Source organism: Brucella lupini (assembly GCF_002252535.1).
Taxonomy (GTDB): Bacteria; Pseudomonadota; Alphaproteobacteria; order Rhizobiales; family Rhizobiaceae; genus Brucella; species Brucella anthropi.
The window spans coordinates 203,391-221,063 of record NZ_NNRN01000031.1; the positions used below are offsets into that span (position 1 = coordinate 203,391).

Below are 17,673 nucleotides of genomic sequence, written 5' to 3' on the forward strand. Positions count from 1 at the left end.
AAGCTTTTCCAGAACGCCTTCGGATTTTAAGCAGGAAGGAGAAAAAGACTATGTTTTCAGTTTCATAACTCGCCTTCCAAAGGCCACCCAAAAGTGGGGACTTTATGCAGGAACTTCTTGAGCAACTCGAAGCCCGCCGTACGGAAGCCCGCCTTGGCGGTGGTCAGCGCCGTATCGATGCCCAGCATGGCAAAGGCAAGCTTACTGCCCGCGAAAGGATCGAAGTGCTTCTCGACGAAGGATCGTTTGAGGAGTTCGATATGTATGTCACGCATCGCTGCACCGACTTCGGCATGGAAAAGCAGAAGGTCGCTGGCGACGGCGTCGTGACGGGCTGGGGCACGATCAACGGCCGGCAGGTCTACGTGTTCAGCCAGGATTTTACCGTTCTGGGCGGCTCATTGTCCGAAACCCATGCGCAGAAAATCTGCAAGATCATGGATATGGCCATGAAGAACGGCGCGCCGGTAATCGGCCTCAACGATTCCGGTGGTGCGCGCATTCAGGAAGGCGTCGCGTCACTCGCGGGCTATGCCGACGTGTTCAAGCGCAATGTCGATGCGTCTGGTGTGGTACCGCAAATCTCAGTCATTATGGGCCCTTGCGCAGGCGGTGCAGTCTATTCGCCAGCCATGACCGACTTCATCTTCATGGTGCGTGACAGCTCATATATGTTCGTGACGGGTCCCGACGTGGTGAAAACCGTCACCAACGAAATTGTCACCGCGGAGGAACTGGGCGGTGCCTCGACCCACACCAGAAAGTCATCGGTCGCCGATGGCGCTTATGAGAACGATATTGAAGCGCTGGAACAGGTCCGCATTCTGTTCGACTTCCTGCCGCTCAACAATCGCGAGAAGCCGCCAGTGCGCCCGGTATTCGATGATCCGGCCCGGCTCGAAATGCGGCTCGACACACTGATTCCAGATAGCGCCACCAAGCCCTACGATATGAAGGAGCTTATCCACGCACTGGCCGACGAAAGCGATTTCTTCGAAATTCAGGAATCTTTTGCGAAGAACATCATTACCGGCTTCATCCGTATGGATGGTCAGACTATCGGTGTCGTTGCAAACCAGCCCATGGTGCTTGCCGGTTGCCTCGATATCGATTCATCGCGCAAGGCTGCCCGGTTCGTTCGCTTTTGCGACGCCTTCAATATCCCGATCCTTACCCTTGTGGATGTTCCGGGCTTCCTGCCCGGCACGGCGCAAGAATATGGCGGCGTCATCAAGCACGGCGCAAAACTGCTCTTCGCTTATAGCCAGGCAACTGTTCCCATGGTCACGCTCATCACCCGCAAGGCCTATGGTGGCGCATATGATGTGATGGCCTCAAAACATATCGGCGCAGATATCAACTACGCCTGGCCGACGGCGGAAATCGCCGTGATGGGCGCCAAGGGCGCAACGGAAATTCTCTACCGTTCGGAGCTGGGCGACCCTGAAAAGATCGCCGCGCGCACGAAGGAATATGAAGCGCGTTTTGCCAATCCGTTCGTGGCTGCGGAGCGCGGCTTCATCGACGAGGTGATCATGCCGCATTCCTCGCGCCGCCGCATTGCACGCGCTTTTGCCAGCCTGCGCAACAAGCAGCAGAGCACGCCTTGGAAAAAGCACGACACCATTCCGCTGTGATCCGGTTCAGTTGAGTAGATAAAATGATCAAGAAAACTCTCATTGCCAATCGCGGCGAAATCGCATGCCGTGTGATCAAGACCGCAAAGAAGATGGGCATTGCGACGGTCGCGGTTTATTCCGATGCCGACCGCAATGCGCTGCATGTGAAAATGGCCGACGAAGCGGTCCACATCGGACCAGCGCCGTCCAATCAGTCCTATATCGTCATCGACAAGATTCTGGCTGCGATCAAGGAAACCGGCGCAGATGCCGTGCATCCCGGCTATGGCTTTCTGTCGGAAAATCCGCGTTTCGCTGAAGCACTGAAAGCCGCCAACGTCACCTTCATCGGCCCACCGGTGAACGCAATTGAGGCCATGGGCGACAAGATCACCTCGAAGAAGCTTGCCTCCGAAGCCGGAGTTTCCACCGTACCTGGTCATATGGGTTTGATCGAAGACGCCGACGAGGCGGTTCGCATTTCCACATCCATCGGCTACCCGGTCATGATCAAGGCTTCAGCCGGCGGCGGCGGTAAGGGCATGCGTATCGCGTGGAACGACGACGAAGCCCGCGAAGGTTTCCAGCTTTCGCGCAATGAGGCCAAGTCTTCTTTCGGCGACGACCGCATCTTCATCGAAAAATTCGTTACCCAGCCGCGCCATATTGAAATTCAGGTTCTGGGTGACCAGCACGGCAATGTTGTCTATCTCGGCGAACGCGAATGTTCCATCCAGCGCCGTAATCAGAAGGTCATTGAAGAAGCACCTTCGCCATTCCTTGATGAAGCCACCCGCAAAGCCATGGGCGAGCAGGCAGTGGCTCTCGCAAAGGCCGTTGGTTATTACTCTGCAGGCACGGTGGAATTCATCGTTGATGGCAGCCGCAACTTCTACTTCCTTGAAATGAATACGCGTTTGCAGGTTGAGCATCCGGTGACGGAGCTCATTACCGGCATCGACCTCGTGGAAGAAATGATCCGCGTTGCATCGGGTGAAAAGCTCCGTTTCGACCAGAGCGACGTGAAGCTCAACGGTTGGGCTATGGAAAGCCGCCTCTATGCGGAAGACCCATATCGCAACTTCCTGCCCTCTATCGGCAGGTTGACCCGCTATCGCCCACCAGCCGAAGGCCGCAATTCGGATGGTACGATCGTGCGCAATGACACTGGCGTGTTCGAAGGCGGCGAAATTTCGATGTATTATGATCCGATGATCGCAAAGCTCTGCACCTGGGGGCCGGATCGCACCAGCGCCATCGATGCGATGGGAGATGCTCTGGACGCATTCGAGGTTGAAGGCATCGGTCACAACCTGCCCTTCCTGTCGGCAGTAATGGATCATCCGCGTTTCCGCGAAGGTGCACTCACAACCGCATTCATTGCCGAGGAATATCCGGACGGCTTTGTCGGCGTCCCGGTTTCGGAAGATGATGCGCGGGTGCTTGCTGCGGTTGCTGCCCAGATCAATCTGGCGATCGAACAGCGCAACATGCAGATTACCGGACGGATTTCCAGCGAAAAGCAATCGGTCGCGACTGATTGGGTGGCGACACTTGGCGGGTTCACCCTGCCGGTTCGCATTGTGGAAGGCGAAGGCGGAACGACGATCAATTTCGTGGATGGCGGTAGCCTGCCAGTTGCCAGCGACTGGCATCCCGGTAGCCATCTGGGCTCATTTACCGTTGGCGGCAAGCCCATTGCCATCAAGGTTTCGCGCGTGGGCACTGGCTGGCGCCTGCGCTGGCGCGGCATGGATATGGTCGCTCACGTCCGCAAGCCACGTGTCGCAGAACTCGCAAAACTCATGCCGGTAAAGCTGCCACCAGATACGTCGAAAATGCTGCTCTGCCCGATGCCGGGCGTCATCACATCGATCCTCGTCAAGGATGGTGAAACTGTCGAAGCCGGTCAGCCACTGGCCACCGTAGAAGCCATGAAGATGGAAAACGTGCTGCGTGCGGAACGCCGTGCTACCGTAAAGCGCATCACAGCGGAGGCTGGCTCCAGCCTTGCCGTAGACGAACTGATTATGGAATTTGAGTGAGGTCGATATGAGCGAGCGCCCCACAACCCGAGCAGACTGGGAAGCATTGGCCGAGAAGGAACTGAAGCGGCCAGCTGACAGCCTCATTTGGCAAACGCCAGAAGGCATTGACGTCAAGCCGCTCTATACGGAAGATGACCTTCAAGGCATCGACCATCTGGGCACCCTGCCCGGCTTCGAGCCTTTCTTGCGCGGTCCTCGTGCGACCATGTATGCGGGTCGTCCATGGACGATCCGGCAATATGCGGGATTTTCGACGGCCGAAGAATCCAACGCCTTCTATCGCAAGGCTCTCGCTGCCGGTCAGCAGGGCGTTTCGGTTGCCTTCGATCTTGCCACGCATCGCGGCTATGATAGCGACCATCCGCGTGTTGAAGGCGATGTGGGCAAGGCTGGCGTTGCCATCGATTCCGTCGAGGATATGAAGATCCTTTTCGACGGCATTCCGCTGGAACAAATTTCCGTTTCCATGACCATGAACGGCGCGGTGATCCCGATCCTCGCCAATTTCATCGTGGCGGGCGAGGAACAGGGCGTGCCCCGCGCCCAGCTTTCCGGCACGATCCAGAACGACATCCTCAAGGAGTTCATGGTCCGCAACACTTATATCTATCCGCCGGAACCCTCCATGCGGATCATTGCGGATATCATCGCCTATACGGCGGCCGAAATGCCGAAGTTCAACTCGATTTCCATTTCCGGCTACCATATGCAGGAAGCGGGCGCGACACTGGTTCAGGAACTCGCCTTCACGCTTGCCGATGGGCGTGAATATGTGCGTGCCGCCCTGAACAAGGGCCTGAATGTCGATGAATTTGCGGGACGACTGTCATTCTTCTTCGCCATCGGCATGAATTTCTTCATGGAAATCGCCAAGCTGCGCGCCGCGCGCCTGCTCTGGTCGCGCATCATGAAGGAATTCGATCCGAAGAAGCCCGGCTCGCTGATGCTACGCACGCATTGCCAGACTTCGGGCGTATCGCTTCAGGAACAGGATCCCTACAACAATATCGTCCGCACCGCATTCGAGGCCATGTCAGCTGCTCTTGGCGGTACGCAATCGCTGCACACCAATTCCTTCGATGAAGCCATTGCTTTGCCAACCGAATTTTCGGCTCGTATCGCTCGCAATACGCAGCTCATCCTCCAGAACGAAACCGGCGTAACCAAAGTGGTCGATCCGCTGGCAGGTTCTTATTACATCGAAAACCTCACCAACGAGCTGGCCGAAAAGGCCTGGGCGCTGATCGAGGAAGTCGAAGGTCTGGGCGGCATGACCAAGGCGGTCGAAAGCGGCCTTCCGAAGCGCCTCATCGAAGAAGCAGCGACCAAACGGCAGGCGGCGGTCGATAAGGGCGAAGAGATCATTGTCGGGGTCAACAAGTTCCGGCTGGAACAGGAAGACGAAATCGACATTCTGGAAATCGACAATTCGGCTGTTCGCCAGTCGCAAATTGCACGTCTCAATCGCATCAAGGAAACGCGCAACAAGGCAAAAGTCGAAGCAGCTCTGGCAGAACTGGAAAAAGTTGCAAAGACCGGCGAAGGCAATCTTCTCGCCGCCGCTGTTGAAGCCTCCCGTGCTCGCGCCAGCGTCGGAGAAATTTCCGACGCCATGCGCCGCGCATTCGGCGATCATGCTGCAGTTCCGAAGGTCGTCAAGAAGGTTTACGGCGCGGCCTATAAGGACGAGCCCGAATATCAGACGCTGGTTGAGCGGCTTGGCGATTTTTCAAAGCAGATCGGCGAAACGCCGAAAGTGATGGTGGCAAAGCTCGGCCAGGACGGGCATGATCGCGGTGCCAAAATCATTGCGTCAGCCTTCGGCGATATCGGCTTCGAGATACTGGCCGGGCCACTGTTCCAGACGCCGGATGAAGCTGCCGATATGGCGATCAAGTCCAAGGTGCATGTTCTTGGAGTTTCGTCGCTAGCAGCCGGTCACAAGACACTTCTGCCTCAGCTTGTGGATACGCTCCGCAGGAAGGGCGCGGAAAATATCATTGTCGTCTGTGGTGGCGTCGTTCCCCGTCAGGATTATCAGTATCTGTTCGACCACGGTGTGGCGGCGGTTTTCGGCCCCGGCTCGAATGTGCTTGATTGTGCCCGCGCCGTGCTCGACCTGATGGAAGGCAAACGTCGTAATCTGTAGTATTCTCAGATGGATATGCCCTTTACAGGACTCATTTTCTGAACAACTTCAGAAGCCGGGTGAATAGCCCGGCTTCTTGCTTGGAGCATTTCCAGCAAAAGTGCAAAGCGTCTACGCGGGGAAATCAGTTCACTGGACTGATTTCTGATCCCGCTTCGATGCGTCAGATAATGCGACGAAAAAATACTCAAAGCGGTTCCAGCGACTCCGTTTCAACCGAAACCGCTCTAGAACCATCATTCAGTTTTTCGGCCCGGCGAAGCCGGCAATCGTCGAGCCCGTAACGGATACTGGATCGCTGGCCGGGAACGTATCTTCCAAGCCCTCTTCAAGCTGGCGCTCCAGCTCTGCCCGGTCACCCGCGCGGCGCGCGCTGGGGCGTGTCAACAGGTTTTCAGGCTGAATGCCGCATTCCATACATGCAACGCCCAGCGCTTCGCCGAGCTTGATCGCGGCACGACGTATCACTTCATCGCGCGCCAGTTCCGCTTCCGTCTCGTTCTCAACTTTGACAGTGATCTTCTCTTCGCCCTCGGTGACGAACTCCACCATATAGAGCTTGAAGCCCCCAACCGAACTGATGCGGGTTTCGACAATTTCCATCGCTTAACCTCCGCGTTTTCTATGAGGATCAAAAGTCGACCAGCGCCTGAAAGTTCCGCATATCTATGCAATTACGGAACCGCGTCCCTCCATCAAGCGTTTCTCGCCTGTCGTCTGGAGGTTGCGATGTCACAGTTCTTCACAAAGCTCAGCGAAAAAGCCGCCGAACTTGCAGGCCATTATCTGGCATTCGGGCTGGCAACCTTGTTCATCCTGTTATGGGGCATTAGCGGGCCTTTCTTTGACTTCTCGGATACTTGGCAACTCGTGGTGAATACATCGACCACAGTCATCACATTCCTGATGGTGTTCCTTATCCAGAACGCACAGGATCGCGAAGCAAGCGCGACACAGGCAAAACTCGATGAAATTTTGACCATCGTCTCAACAGCCAGGAGTGAGACCATAGGTGCGGAACACCTTCCTCTCGACAAGCTGAAGGCAATCTTGAAGCACCTTGAAGAGCAAAGCAAAAAAAACTCGACCGAAGAACCAGAATAAGCAACCCGATCTTTCCGGTGGGATGTTCACGCCTATATCTTCTCCGGAGAATTCTTATCGTTAGCAGAAAGGATGTCCCATGGCCGTCACCAAGAAGCAGGAAGCTCGTGCTCTCAATGCCGACGAAAAAGAGCTGGTGGAAAAGTCGCACCATCCTTTTTTGCAGAACGTCCCCGACGAAGAACTTTCTCATCTGGCGAAACTGATCCGCGAACGCCGCAAGAAGGCAAAAGATCAGGCCCACCAGCGCAGGCGCGAAGTGCGCGGAAAGGGAGCCGCTCGTGGCGCGACACCCTCCAAGGCGGATGAAGGTTCACATCTGAAAGTTTCCGTTCTGGCTATGGCGGTGCGTCGCATCAACACCGAAGTTGAACGCCGTCGTCGCATGTCAGCCAGCGCCGAACTGATCGCCAATGCACGAAACGCGCTTGCGACCAAGGAAGCAAACGAAAAGAAAGGCAAGGATTTCAACACGCGTCATGCGCTGAACGGCATGCGCAACATCCCGAACGAGAAATATGACAGCCTTGTCCGCCCTGCAGAGCGTGGACGACTCCGTAAGGCCGCAAGTGTCGCTCAGGCGAAGAAGGACACTCGCCAGAAAGACGCGGGTTAGAGCATTTCCAACGCCGTCTTTCGGGATGGGGGTGCGAAAGCCCGGTCCAGACGTTTCAATTGATCTTCGGAAAGCCGCAAGTCTGCGGCTTTTCTGTTATCCCGCACATGATGCAGATTGGACGACTTTGGAATTGCTATCACATTGCCGCTGCGCATTGCCCACGCAAGCGCAACTGAGGCTGGCGTTCCTCCCGTCTCGCTTGCAATTTCCGCCAGTACGGAATTGCCCAGCAATCGACCTTGCTCGATAGGCGAATAAGCCATCAGCGGAATCTTACGCCCGGCACACCATGGCATCAGATCAAATTCTGGGCCGCGCCGCGTCAGATTGTAAAGTATCTGGTTCGTTGCAACGGCCTTGCCGCCAGCTATACCGACGAGTTCTTTCATGTCATCCGTATCGAAATTGCTGACGCCCCAGCTCACTATCTTTCCAGCATGCTGTAATTCATCGAACGCAGCGACAGTCTCCTCAAGCGGATATCGCCCACGCCAATGCAGCAGATACAGATCAATGTGATCCGTGCGAAGGCGCTGCAGGCTCCTCTCGCAGGCCTCGATTGTACCCTTCCGTGACGCATTGAACGGCAATACCTTGCTGACGAGAAACACATCATCGCGACGGCCCGTAATGGCTTCGCCAACAACGTCTTCCGCCTCTCCATCAGCATACATTTCCGCCGTATCGATCAGCGTCATCCCGAGATCGATGCCGCTTCTCAGTGCTTCGATTTCATAGCGGCGTTGCGTGCTGTCCTCACCCATATACCAAGTGCCCTGCCCGAGCGCTGGAACCGTCTGGCCCGAAGGCAGGGTGATCTGTGATATGGTTCCCGTCATTGCATCTTCCCCTATGAAACGATCATTGCCATGATCGCTACATAGCCGGAAAATTCAAGACCTTGAGAACAAGGGCTCAAGCAAAATGCAGACCGAAACCCTGCATGAGCCTGCGGATGGCATAGTCCGGATTGCGGGATGTCACGACCGCCAGATCGTTGTGATGATGCAGCTCTTCATCGGCGCGGCGTGGTTTCAGCAGCGAGACGGTACGCCGGGCGATCGCTTCCGCAGGATCGAGCCAGTCAACCGGCCATGGCGCAAGACGGCGAAACACATTGGCAAGGAACGGATAGTGCGTGCAGGCCAGCACGACAATGTCGGTCCGGTTACCATCCTGCTCAATGAAGCAGGGGGCGATCTGTTCCACGACCAGCGCCTCGTCGATCTTTTCGCCGCGAATATGGGCTTCCGCTACTGTCGCAAGCTGATCGGCACCAACGAGACGAACATGGCACTGGGTGGCGAAAGATTGAATGAGATCGCGCGTATAAGCACGCCTGACGGTACCGGGGGTCGCCAGCACGGAAACAAGCCCCGACGATGTTCTTTCGGCAGCGGGCTTGATTGCTGGCACTGTGCCGACAAACGGCACCGAAGGATAGGCTTGCCGCAAATCATCCAGCACCAGCGTGGAGGCCGTATTGCAGGCAATGACCGCGATCTCGGGGTCATAGGCGGCAATGAGCTTGCCGAACAGCTCGACAATCCTCTCCCTCAACGCATCCTCTTCCCATCCGCCATAGGGAAACCCGGCATCGTCGGCAACGTAGACAAAGCGGCGATCCGGCATAAGCACCCGCGCTTCGCGCAAAACCGTCAGGCCTCCGATACCGCTGTCGAAAACCAAAATAGGTCTTTCGACATCGGCAGAAGGCATGGCGGCAAAGCTCACAGCGGGTGCGTTTTTCATTCGTCCTCGTCCTTCATTGCCGGAGCCTCACTCGCAGGCTTACGCGCACGTCCTTCCGGGGCACCGGAACCGCGTGGTTTCTTCGGCGTGAACACGTCAAGCGACGTGACAACACCGCGCAGCAACTTGAGTTCTGCGGATGCGAAACCAGCACGCGTCAACACGGCGCGCAGATTGTTGACCATGATTTCCTTGCGGGCTTCCGGACGGAAATATCCCCGAACATCAAGGGCTTCTTCGAGATGATTGAAGAGCCCCTGCAACTCCTGTTTTGGCGCCATCTCAAGCTCCGGCCCGCGGAACACGGTCTCCGTTTCCGTCTCAAGGCCCGACTTCATCCATTCATAGGACATCAGCAAAACGGCCTGAGCGATATTCAGCGATGCGAAAGCCGGATTGACCGGAAACGTCACCAGTTCATCCGCAAGACCGACCTCTTCATTGCTGAGACCGAAGCGTTCACGGCCAAACAGGATGCCGGTCTTCTCACCAGTCCGGAAACGACGGCGCAGTTCGCCCCCCGCTTCCACGGCGCTGCGAACCTGCTTGAAGCCATCACGTTCACGTGCCGTCGTCGCATAGACGAAATTGAGATCGGCGATAGCGGACGGCAGGTCGTCATAGACTACCGCATTGTCGATCACATGATCGGCCTTGCTGGCTGCCGCCCTTGCCTTCTCACTCGGAAACTCTTCGCGCGGATTGACGAGGCGCAATTCAGCCAGACCAAAATTCGCCATGGCGCGCGCCACCATGCCGATATTCTCCGGCAATTGCGGCTCCACCAGCACGATTGCCGGTCCTTCCGCGATGAAGGGGCGCTGTTTATCTGTTCCTGCCATGATCTCTTCCGCATTAGCTATCGTATCGTGGCGTTTCCCTTACATAATTGACGCAGAATCGCAAAGATTCCCCTTACGTGTTTTAGGGAAAAGCCTGTGTAGTAGCCCGATAACACCTATTTGCTGCCCATTCATGCCAGACTGTTCCACCAGATACAGGATCAAAGGGAGGAAACCATGTCCGGTAAGAAGATACTCATGCTTTGCGGCGACTTTGGTGAGGACTATGAAACCATGGTCCCGTTCCAGACGCTTTTGACTGTTGGTCATACGGTTCATGCGGTCTGCCCCGGCAAGAAGGCTGGCGATCATATCGCGACAGCCATTCACGACTTCGAAGGCCACCAGACCTATACAGAAAAGCCCGGCCATAACTTCACGCTGAACGCGACCTTCGCCGATGTTAAGCCTGAGAACTATGACGCTCTGGTCATTCCCGGGGGTCGGGCACCGGAATATCTGCGTCTCGACGATAAGGTTATCGCCGTGGTGAAGCATTTCTTTGAAGCGAACAAGCCAGTCGCTGCAGTCTGCCACGGCGCGCAATTGCTGGCCGCAGCGCGCGTTCTGGAAGGTCGCACCTGTTCTGCCTACCCGGCCTGTCGCCCGGAAGTTGAACTCGCCGGTGGCAAATATGCCGATATTCCGGTCGATCAGGCGGTTACGGATGGAAATCTCGTCACGTCGCCCGCATGGCCCGCCCATCCGGCGTGGCTGTCACAGTTCCTTACTGTGCTCGGCACCAGGATCACCCACAGCTGATCGCAACGCCCTGCCTGTTTCCCAACAAGGTTGCAGGCAGGGCGAAACTGCGCGACAGTAAGTTTGGGAGAATGATCCGGAGGAAATCATGTGCAGGCTGTTCATCGGTGCCGATCCTGAGCTCTGGCTGAGCGTAACACGTTCGCTACGCATCGATGGTGTCGTGACAAGCGTCCGGCTTGAGAATTTCTTCTGGTGGGCTCTCGAAGATATTGCAGCACGCGATGATCTCACGGTCAGCCGCCTTATCGGCAAGCTTTACGATGAATCCCGGAATGAGGGGCACGACCTCGACAATTTCGCGTCGTTCCTGCGGGTCTGCTGTGGACGCTATCTTTCGTTGCAGCTGAACGGCCTTGTTCCCACAGACAAGTCGACCGCCATCTCTACACTGGATGCAGATACCATTCTGGTCAGGGAACAGGAAAACTATCGCCAGCGGCAATCTTCCTGGGAGAAATCTCGTGATGACAATCGCACTGCACACCGCGCCGCATAATCGGTGCCGTCAAAAGCCATTTCACGCTTTTCGCAAGTCTCTCCCGAAATTTTGACCGCCTAAACGCTCTATAGGCCAAAGAATAAGCCTCTTACGCTTTGCCTTATTCGTCGTGAGTGCTATACGGGCGCGACGCATTGAAAAAGAGGCTTCATCCATGGCAAAAATCAAGGTTGCGAACCCGGTCGTTGAACTCGACGGCGATGAAATGACCCGCATCATCTGGCAGTTCATCAAGGACAAATTGATCCATCCCTACCTCGACATTGATCTGAAATATTACGATCTGTCAGTCGAGCACCGCGATGCCACCAATGACCAGGTTACCATTGATGCGGCTAATGCCATCAAGGAACACGGCGTTGGCGTAAAATGCGCAACCATCACCCCGGACGAAGCCCGCGTTGAAGAATTCAAGCTCAAGAAAATGTGGAAGTCGCCAAACGGCACGATCCGCAACATTCTCGGCGGCGTGATCTTCCGCGAACCGATCATCTGCAAGAACGTTCCGCGCCTCGTGCCGGGCTGGACCCAGCCGATCATCGTTGGCCGTCATGCTTTCGGCGATCAGTACCGCGCGACCGATTTCAAATTCCCGGGCAAGGGCACGCTGTCGATCAAGTTCGTCGGTGAAGATGGCGAGACCATCGAACACGAAGTCTATCAGGCTCCGGCGGCTGGTGTGGCAATGGCCATGTACAACCTCGATGAATCGATCCGCGAATTTGCCCGTGCTTCGCTGAACTACGGCTTGCAGCGCAACTACCCGGTCTATCTCTCGACCAAGAACACTATCCTCAAGGCTTATGACGGTCGCTTCAAGGACATCTTCGAAGAAGTTTACCAGACCGAATTCGCTGACAAGTTCAAGGCTGCAAAGATCTGGTACGAACATCGCCTCATCGACGACATGGTCGCTTCGGCGCTCAAGTGGTCCGGCGGCTATGTTTGGGCTTGTAAGAACTACGACGGCGACGTGCAGTCGGATATCGTGGCTCAGGGTTTTGGCTCGCTCGGCCTGATGACCTCGGTTCTGATGACGCCGGATGGCAAGACCGTTGAAGCAGAAGCTGCACACGGCACCGTTACCCGTCACTACCGCCAGCATCAGAAGGGCGAGGAAACCTCGACCAACTCGATCGCTTCGATCTTCGCATGGACGCGTGGTCTCGCACACCGCGCCAAGCTCGACGACAATGCCGAGCTTAAGCGTTTTGCCGACACGCTGGAAAAGGTCTGCGTCGACACCGTTGAAAGCGGCTACATGACCAAGGATCTGGCTCTGCTCATCGGTCCGGATCAGCCTTGGCTCTCGACCACCGGTTTCCTCGACAAGATCGACGAGAACCTTCAGAAGGCCATGGCCGCCTGATAAAATATTCGACGCTTATCGTCGATATGGAAAACCCGGCAGCCTCGCTGCCGGGTTTTTTCATTTCCTTTTCAAGGGAAAAAGCGCATCCTGCCACCGCTTACAGGGAGGATGAAATGGCTGAGTTGAAGCTCTATACCAACCCGATGTCGCGCGGACGCATCGCGCGCTGGATGCTGGAGGAGATCGGCAAACCCTATGATGTGGAAATTCTGGATTTCGGGCCACCGATGAAGGGGCCTGACTACTGCACAATCAATCCGATGGGCAAAGTTCCTGCCCTGCGCCACGGCGATGCGGTGGTGACGGAAGTGGCTGCAATCTGCGCCTATCTGGCAACAACATTTCCCGAAGCTGGTCTGGCGCCTCACCCCAATGAGCGCGCGGATTTCTTCCGCTGGCTGTTCTTTACATCTGGTCCTGTGGAAGCCGCCTTGTCCAACCATGCGCTCGGCTTTGAAATCCCCGCAGACAAGCAGGGAATGGTCGGCTACGGCAATTACGATACAGTGGTCAACACATTGGAGAAAGCGGTTTCGCACCATCCATACATCACCGGCGACCGCTTCACGGCGGCTGACGTTTATGTCGGCTCGCACATCGGCTGGGGCCTGCGCTTCGGCACGTTGCCGGCCAGAGGAGCGTTCGTCGCCTATTGGGACCGACTAAAAGATCGTCCTGCCATGAAGCGCGCCACGGAACTGGACGAGGCAGCAGCCGCAGCCACACAGCATTAACAACATAATGCTGGCTGTTCAGGTCACGTAATCTGGCCAGCCAGCTCAAACGTGCGTGAGAATGCCTGTGCACCTTTTGGCGAAAACGCGATGACACGCCCCGCTTCGCGGCGTGCCCAGCCCTTTGAAATGAAATGGTTCAACAGCGCTGCACCGAGCGCTCCGCCCAGATGGTTGCGACGTTCACTCCAGTCGAGGCAGTGACGACAGACCGGGCGCTTGCCCTGCTCCAGAGTAGTCACATCAACGCCAAGGCAACTGAAAAACGACTTGCCCTTCTCTGTCAGCACCGGCTCATTGTCGTCAACAATCAGCTCAAGCCGATGCGAGGCATCGAGCATTTCCACGCCACGCTCACCGGCCAGATGGTCATAGCAGATGCGTGCCTTGCGTAGTGCCTGATCTTTCGGGCCGGTCCGCCCCCGCACAGCGCCGGTGCGTTGCGCAAGCCCCATCAAACCTTCCAGGACCTGCGCTACGTCTGTTCCAGAAAGCCGGAAATAGCGGCGCCGCCCCTGCTTCTCCGCAACCAACAAATTGGCCGCATCGAGCTTTGCAAGATGTCCGCTGGCGGTTTGCAGCGTCACGCCTGCGGCTGACGCGAGTTCACTGACAGTCAGCGCACGACCATCCATCAGCACCGTGAGCATGTTTGCACGCGCCGGATCACCTAGGAGCGCGGCAACAGAAGCTATGATCGGGCCATCTTTCATACTTCGATGCTAACCGAACTATGGAGAAATTTCAATTGCTACATTGTCAGCATCGAAGACATGCTTTTGAAGGAGACACGCATGATTACCTGTTTCATCCGCTATCAGATCGACCCGTTCAAAGCGGATGCCTTTGCAGAATATGCGCGCAATTGGGGACAGGCGATTCCGCGCTGCGGCGCTGATCTCATCGGCTATTTCGGGCCGCATGAAGGTTCGTCGACCACAGCCTACGGCGTCTATTCAGTCGAAAACCTTGCCGCGTATGAAGCATATCGGGCACGGCTTGCCGCCGATCCGCTGGGACGCGAGAATTACGAGTTTGCGCGCAGAGAACAATTCATCCGATCCGAAGACCGCATCTTCCTTAAACTCCAATCCGCACCGCATGAGGAGTTCATCAAGCCATGATTGCCGTCATATTCGAAGTCTGGCCAGCCGATGGCAACAGGCGTGAACAGTATCTGGATATTGCCGCAAGCCTGCGCGAAGATCTTTCCAGGATTGACGGTTTTCTGTCGATCGAGCGTTTTCAAAGCCTGGCCGATCCCGACAAATTGCTTTCGCTCTCGTTCTGGCCCGACGACGATGCGGTGCGTGAATGGCGCAACCTGCCATCTCATAGGGTAGCACAGGGGCAAGGCCGCAATGGTGTTTTTGAAAACTACCGTTTGCGTGTAGCCAGCGTCATGCGTGACTATGGTCTGGATGAACGAAGCGAAGCGCCTGACGACAGCCGCACAATTCATGCGGCTTAATTCCACCGATAAAAAAGGCCGGGTTAACCCGGCCTTTTGAATTAGATGATCAGTGCCTTGACTGCTGCAATCGCGGCGTCGGCCTTATCGCCATCCGGCCCGCCGGCCTGCGCCATGTCCGGGCGACCGCCGCCACCTGCGCCACCGAGGGCCGCAGAAGCAGCGCGAACCAGATCAACCGCACTAAAGCGACCAACCAGATCTTCCGTCACCGCGGCCACCGCGCTGGCCTTGCTATCTTCGCCGATACCAATGAACAGCACCACACCGGAGCCGACCTGCTTCTTGCCTTCGTCGGCAAGCGGCTTGAGATCACGCGGGGAAACGCCAGTTACGATCTTGCCGAGGAAGTTGACGCCATTCACAGCTTCAACGGCGCTGCCGCCATCTGCCGAACCACCGCCAAGCGCAAGCTTCTTGCGCGCATCAGCAAGTTCGCGTTCCAGCTTCTTGCGTTCATCAAGCAATGCGTTGACACGTTCCAGTGCTTCAGACGGTGTCGTCTTCAATGCACCGGCGATGGCCTTTACGCGCTCGTCCTGCTCTTCAAGGTAAAGACGTGCTGCCTCACCCGTCAGCGCTTCCATACGACGAACGCCAGCGGCAACCGCGCCTTCCGAAACAATGCGGACGAGACCTATATCGCCGGTCTGGCGCACATGCGTACCGCCGCAAAGTTCCACCGAATAGGCCTTGCCTTCCTTCGAACCGTGCTTGGCGGTGCCCATGGAAACAACACGAACTTCATCGCCATATTTTTCACCGAACAGTGCCATGGCACCCTCGGCAATGGCATCGTCAACGGCCATCAGGCGGGTGCTGACAGGAGCGTTCTGCAGAATGATTTCGTTGGCGAGAGTTTCCACCTGCGTCAGCTCTTCAGCCGAAATCGGCTTCGGATGCGAAAAGTCGAAACGCAGACGATCCGGTGCAACGAGCGAACCCTTCTGTGCAACATGACTGCCGAGCGTTTCACGCAGCGCCTCATGCAGAAGGTGCGTCGCCGAATGGTTAGAGCGGATGCGCGTGCGGCGTACCGAATCCACTTTCAGCTCGACCGCATCGCCGGTCTTCGCCGTCCCCTTGGTGACTTCGCCGATGTGAACGAAGACGCCCTCGCCCTTCTTCTGCGTATCCTTGATTGCGATAGCAAAACCTTCTCCGGAGATCGTGCCGGTATCGCCCTGCTGGCCGCCGGATTCTCCATAGAACGGGGTCTGGTTGACTACGACCGAAACAACATCGCCTTCAGCAACGGACTGTACTTCCGCGCCATCGCGGACAAGCGCAGTGATAACGCCTTCGGCAACCTCGGTCTCGTATCCGAGAAATTCCGTCGCACCGACCTTATCCTTGATACCGAACCAGATCGTTTCGGTTGCAGCTTCACCAGAACCAGCCCAGTTCGCACGGGCCTCGGCCTTCTGGCGCTCCATGGCGGCACTGAAGCCATCCGTATCGACGGCAATACCGCGCTGACGAAGTGCATCCTGCGTCAGATCCAGCGGAAAGCCATAGGTGTCGTAAAGCTTGAAAGCGGTTTCGCCGTCGAGGCGATCCCCTTCAACAAGGCTTTCCGTCGCATCCGACAGGAGGCCAAGACCGCGATCCAGCGTCTTGCGGAAACGGGTTTCCTCAAGCTTGAGCGTTTCGGAGATCAAGGCATCGGCGCGGATCAGTTCCGGATAGGCCTGTCCCATCTCGCGGATCAAGGCTGGCAGCAGGCGCCACATCAACGGCTCTTTGGCGCCCAAGAGCTGGGCATGACGCATTGCGCGGCGCATGATGCGGCGCAACACATAACCGCGGCCTTCGTTGGACGGCAGAACACCGTCAGCGATCAGGAAGCTCGAAGCGCGCAGATGATCGGCAATCACGCGGTGGCTGGCGCGGAATTCGCCCTCAGCCTTGACGCCGGTTGCTTCTTCCGAAGCGCGGATCAATGCCTTGAAGAGATCGATATCGTAATTGTCGTGCACGCCCTGCAGAACCGCAGCGACGCGCTCCAACCCCATTCCGGTGTCGATAGACGGACGCGGCAGGTCGATGCGCTGTTCGGGCGTAATCTGCTCGAACTGCATGAAAACGAGGTTCCAGATTTCGATGAAACGGTCACCGTCTTCGTCAGCCGATCCGGGAGGTCCGCCCCAGATATGGTCGCCGTGGTCGAAGAAGATTTCAGAGCATGGACCGCACGGGCCGGTATCGCCCATAGCCCAAAAGTTATCACTTGTAGCGATGCGGATAATGCGGTCATCGGAAAGACCCGCAATCTTCTTCCAATAATTCGCAGCGTCGTCGTCCGTGTGATAAACGGTGACGAGCAATTTGTCCTTCGGAAGGCCGAATTCCTTCGTGATCAGGTTCCAGGCGAAGCTGATGGCATCTTCCTTGAAATAGTCGCCAAACGAGAAATTGCCGAGCATTTCAAAGAACGTATGGTGACGAGCGGTATAGCCGACATTGTCCAGATCGTTGTGCTTGCCACCGGCACGCACGCACTTCTGGGAAGTCGTCGCGCGATTGTAGGAACGGTGTTCAAGACCCGTAAAAACGTTCTTGAACTGAACCATACCCGCATTGGTGAACATCAGCGTCGGATCGTTGCGTGGGACAAGTGGGCTCGATGGAACGACCTCATGCCCGTTCTTGCGGTAATAATCGAGGAATGTGGACCTAATCTCGTTGACGCCAGCCAT

17 protein-coding genes are annotated in these 17,673 nt (G+C 56.5%); 11 read left to right on the forward strand and 6 right to left on the reverse strand.

The genetic code is table 11. The annotated features are described in order from the left end of the window. Nucleotides 1-104: 104 nt before the first annotated feature. The 3 genes from CES86_RS04665 to scpA are packed head-to-tail and all read left to right on the forward strand — an operon-like array spanning nucleotide 105 to nucleotide 5,816. On the forward strand, nucleotides 105-1,637 hold the full coding sequence (locus CES86_RS04665) for an acyl-CoA carboxylase subunit beta (RefSeq protein ID WP_029924635.1): 1,533 nt from the start codon (nucleotides 105-107) through the stop codon (nucleotides 1,635-1,637). A 23-nt stretch (nucleotides 1,638-1,660) separates the two neighbouring features. After that, entirely contained in the window at nucleotides 1,661-3,664 is a 2,004-nt protein-coding gene (locus CES86_RS04670; RefSeq protein WP_029924633.1) for an acetyl-CoA carboxylase biotin carboxylase subunit, read from the forward strand. A gap of 7 nt (nucleotides 3,665-3,671) precedes the next feature. After that, complete coding sequence (gene scpA / locus CES86_RS04675; protein WP_029924632.1) at nucleotides 3,672-5,816, forward strand: methylmalonyl-CoA mutase; 2,145 nt, start codon at nucleotides 3,672-3,674, stop codon at nucleotides 5,814-5,816. A gap of 240 nt (nucleotides 5,817-6,056) precedes the next feature. Here scpA and CES86_RS04685 read toward each other — a convergent pair whose 3' ends face one another. Next, nucleotides 6,057-6,419 carry a hypothetical protein gene (locus CES86_RS04685; protein ID WP_012091928.1) on the reverse strand — a complete coding sequence of 121 codons (363 nt, stop codon included), beginning with the start codon at nucleotides 6,417-6,419 and terminating at the stop codon, nucleotides 6,057-6,059. A gap of 126 nt (nucleotides 6,420-6,545) precedes the next feature. Between CES86_RS04685 and CES86_RS04690 the strand changes: the two genes are divergently transcribed. After that, nucleotides 6,546-6,920: a low affinity iron permease family protein gene (locus CES86_RS04690; RefSeq protein WP_036586694.1), complete on the forward strand. Its 375-nt coding sequence runs from the start codon at nucleotides 6,546-6,548 to the stop codon at nucleotides 6,918-6,920. Between the two features lie 79 nt (nucleotides 6,921-6,999). Continuing rightward, entirely contained in the window at nucleotides 7,000-7,536 is a 537-nt protein-coding gene (locus CES86_RS04695; protein ID WP_029924628.1) for a hypothetical protein, read from the forward strand. Here the strand turns inward: CES86_RS04695 and CES86_RS04700 are convergent. The 3 genes from CES86_RS04700 to CES86_RS04710 all read right to left on the reverse strand — a co-directional run bounded on the left by CES86_RS04700 (nucleotide 7,533) and on the right by CES86_RS04710 (nucleotide 10,133). After that, the gene (locus CES86_RS04700) at nucleotides 7,533-8,378 is read right to left on the reverse strand and encodes an aldo/keto reductase (RefSeq protein ID WP_029924626.1); all 846 of its coding nucleotides are present in this window, start codon (nucleotides 8,376-8,378) and stop codon (nucleotides 7,533-7,535) included. The two genes, CES86_RS04695 and CES86_RS04700, sit on opposite strands and share 4 nt — an antisense overlap. A gap of 76 nt (nucleotides 8,379-8,454) precedes the next feature. Beyond that, complete coding sequence (gene murI / locus CES86_RS04705; RefSeq protein WP_010659943.1) at nucleotides 8,455-9,291, reverse strand: glutamate racemase; 837 nt, start codon at nucleotides 9,289-9,291, stop codon at nucleotides 8,455-8,457. Beyond that, a complete protein-coding gene (locus CES86_RS04710) occupies nucleotides 9,288-10,133 on the reverse strand; it encodes an RNA methyltransferase (RefSeq protein WP_010659942.1) in 846 nt (281 codons plus the stop codon). Before CES86_RS04710 ends, murI begins: the two co-directional genes overlap by 4 nt. Before the next feature lie 177 nt (nucleotides 10,134-10,310). Between CES86_RS04710 and CES86_RS04715 the strand changes: the two genes are divergently transcribed. The 4 genes from CES86_RS04715 (at nucleotide 10,311) to CES86_RS04730 (ending at nucleotide 13,503) form a co-directional block, all read left to right on the forward strand. Further along, complete coding sequence (locus CES86_RS04715) at nucleotides 10,311-10,895, forward strand: DJ-1/PfpI family protein (protein WP_010659941.1); 585 nt, start codon at nucleotides 10,311-10,313, stop codon at nucleotides 10,893-10,895. 88 nt (nucleotides 10,896-10,983) lie between these two features. Beyond that, nucleotides 10,984-11,394, forward strand: a complete 411-nt coding sequence (locus CES86_RS04720; protein ID WP_010659940.1) for a ribbon-helix-helix domain-containing protein — start codon at nucleotides 10,984-10,986, stop codon at nucleotides 11,392-11,394. 157 nt (nucleotides 11,395-11,551) lie between these two features. Then, a complete protein-coding gene (locus CES86_RS04725) occupies nucleotides 11,552-12,766 on the forward strand; it encodes an NADP-dependent isocitrate dehydrogenase (RefSeq protein ID WP_010659939.1) in 1,215 nt (404 codons plus the stop codon). A gap of 116 nt (nucleotides 12,767-12,882) precedes the next feature. Then, nucleotides 12,883-13,503 carry a glutathione S-transferase family protein gene (locus tag CES86_RS04730; protein ID WP_012091919.1) on the forward strand — a complete coding sequence of 207 codons (621 nt, stop codon included), beginning with the start codon at nucleotides 12,883-12,885 and terminating at the stop codon, nucleotides 13,501-13,503. 23 nt (nucleotides 13,504-13,526) lie between these two features. Here CES86_RS04730 and CES86_RS04735 read toward each other — a convergent pair whose 3' ends face one another. Further along, the gene (locus tag CES86_RS04735; RefSeq protein ID WP_094513788.1) at nucleotides 13,527-14,216 is read right to left on the reverse strand and encodes an ArsR/SmtB family transcription factor; all 690 of its coding nucleotides are present in this window, start codon (nucleotides 14,214-14,216) and stop codon (nucleotides 13,527-13,529) included. 81 nt (nucleotides 14,217-14,297) lie between these two features. On the opposite strand from CES86_RS04735, the gene CES86_RS04740 reads away from it, so the two are divergent. Then, nucleotides 14,298-14,627 (forward strand): NIPSNAP family protein, encoded by a 330-nt coding sequence (locus CES86_RS04740; RefSeq protein WP_029924617.1) that lies wholly within the window; start codon nucleotides 14,298-14,300, stop codon nucleotides 14,625-14,627. Then, nucleotides 14,624-14,974, forward strand: a complete 351-nt coding sequence (locus CES86_RS04745; protein WP_094513789.1) for an antibiotic biosynthesis monooxygenase family protein — start codon at nucleotides 14,624-14,626, stop codon at nucleotides 14,972-14,974. The genes CES86_RS04740 and CES86_RS04745 overlap by 4 nt, the downstream gene beginning before the upstream one ends. A 41-nt stretch (nucleotides 14,975-15,015) precedes the next feature. Here the strand turns inward: CES86_RS04745 and alaS are convergent, their stop codons facing one another. Next, on the reverse strand, nucleotides 15,016-17,673 hold the full coding sequence (gene alaS, locus CES86_RS04750; RefSeq protein ID WP_029924613.1) for an alanine--tRNA ligase: 2,658 nt from the start codon (nucleotides 17,671-17,673) through the stop codon (nucleotides 15,016-15,018).

Bases quoted from the DNA above. Each gene is read 5' to 3' on its own strand.
- CES86_RS04665 (WP_029924635.1), top strand. From the start codon at position 105: ATGCAGGAACTTCTTGAGCAACTCGAAGCCCGCCGTACGGAAGCCCGC.
- CES86_RS04670 (WP_029924633.1), top strand. From the start codon at position 1,661: ATGATCAAGAAAACTCTCATTGCCAATCGCGGCGAAATCGCATGCCGT.
- scpA (WP_029924632.1), top strand. From the start codon at position 3,672: ATGAGCGAGCGCCCCACAACCCGAGCAGACTGGGAAGCATTGGCCGAG.
- CES86_RS04685 (WP_012091928.1), bottom strand. From the start codon at position 6,419: ATGGAAATTGTCGAAACCCGCATCAGTTCGGTTGGGGGCTTCAAGCTC.
- CES86_RS04690 (WP_036586694.1), top strand. From the start codon at position 6,546: ATGTCACAGTTCTTCACAAAGCTCAGCGAAAAAGCCGCCGAACTTGCA.
- CES86_RS04695 (WP_029924628.1), top strand. From the start codon at position 7,000: ATGGCCGTCACCAAGAAGCAGGAAGCTCGTGCTCTCAATGCCGACGAA.
- CES86_RS04700 (WP_029924626.1), bottom strand. From the start codon at position 8,378: ATGACGGGAACCATATCACAGATCACCCTGCCTTCGGGCCAGACGGTT.
- murI (WP_010659943.1), bottom strand. From the start codon at position 9,291: ATGAAAAACGCACCCGCTGTGAGCTTTGCCGCCATGCCTTCTGCCGAT.
- CES86_RS04710 (WP_010659942.1), bottom strand. From the start codon at position 10,133: ATGGCAGGAACAGATAAACAGCGCCCCTTCATCGCGGAAGGACCGGCA.
- CES86_RS04715 (WP_010659941.1), top strand. From the start codon at position 10,311: ATGTCCGGTAAGAAGATACTCATGCTTTGCGGCGACTTTGGTGAGGAC.
- CES86_RS04720 (WP_010659940.1), top strand. From the start codon at position 10,984: ATGTGCAGGCTGTTCATCGGTGCCGATCCTGAGCTCTGGCTGAGCGTA.
- CES86_RS04725 (WP_010659939.1), top strand. From the start codon at position 11,552: ATGGCAAAAATCAAGGTTGCGAACCCGGTCGTTGAACTCGACGGCGAT.
- CES86_RS04730 (WP_012091919.1), top strand. From the start codon at position 12,883: ATGGCTGAGTTGAAGCTCTATACCAACCCGATGTCGCGCGGACGCATC.
- CES86_RS04735 (WP_094513788.1), bottom strand. From the start codon at position 14,216: ATGAAAGATGGCCCGATCATAGCTTCTGTTGCCGCGCTCCTAGGTGAT.
- CES86_RS04740 (WP_029924617.1), top strand. From the start codon at position 14,298: ATGATTACCTGTTTCATCCGCTATCAGATCGACCCGTTCAAAGCGGAT.
- CES86_RS04745 (WP_094513789.1), top strand. From the start codon at position 14,624: ATGATTGCCGTCATATTCGAAGTCTGGCCAGCCGATGGCAACAGGCGT.
- alaS (WP_029924613.1), bottom strand. From the start codon at position 17,673: ATGGCTGGCGTCAACGAGATTAGGTCCACATTCCTCGATTATTACCGC.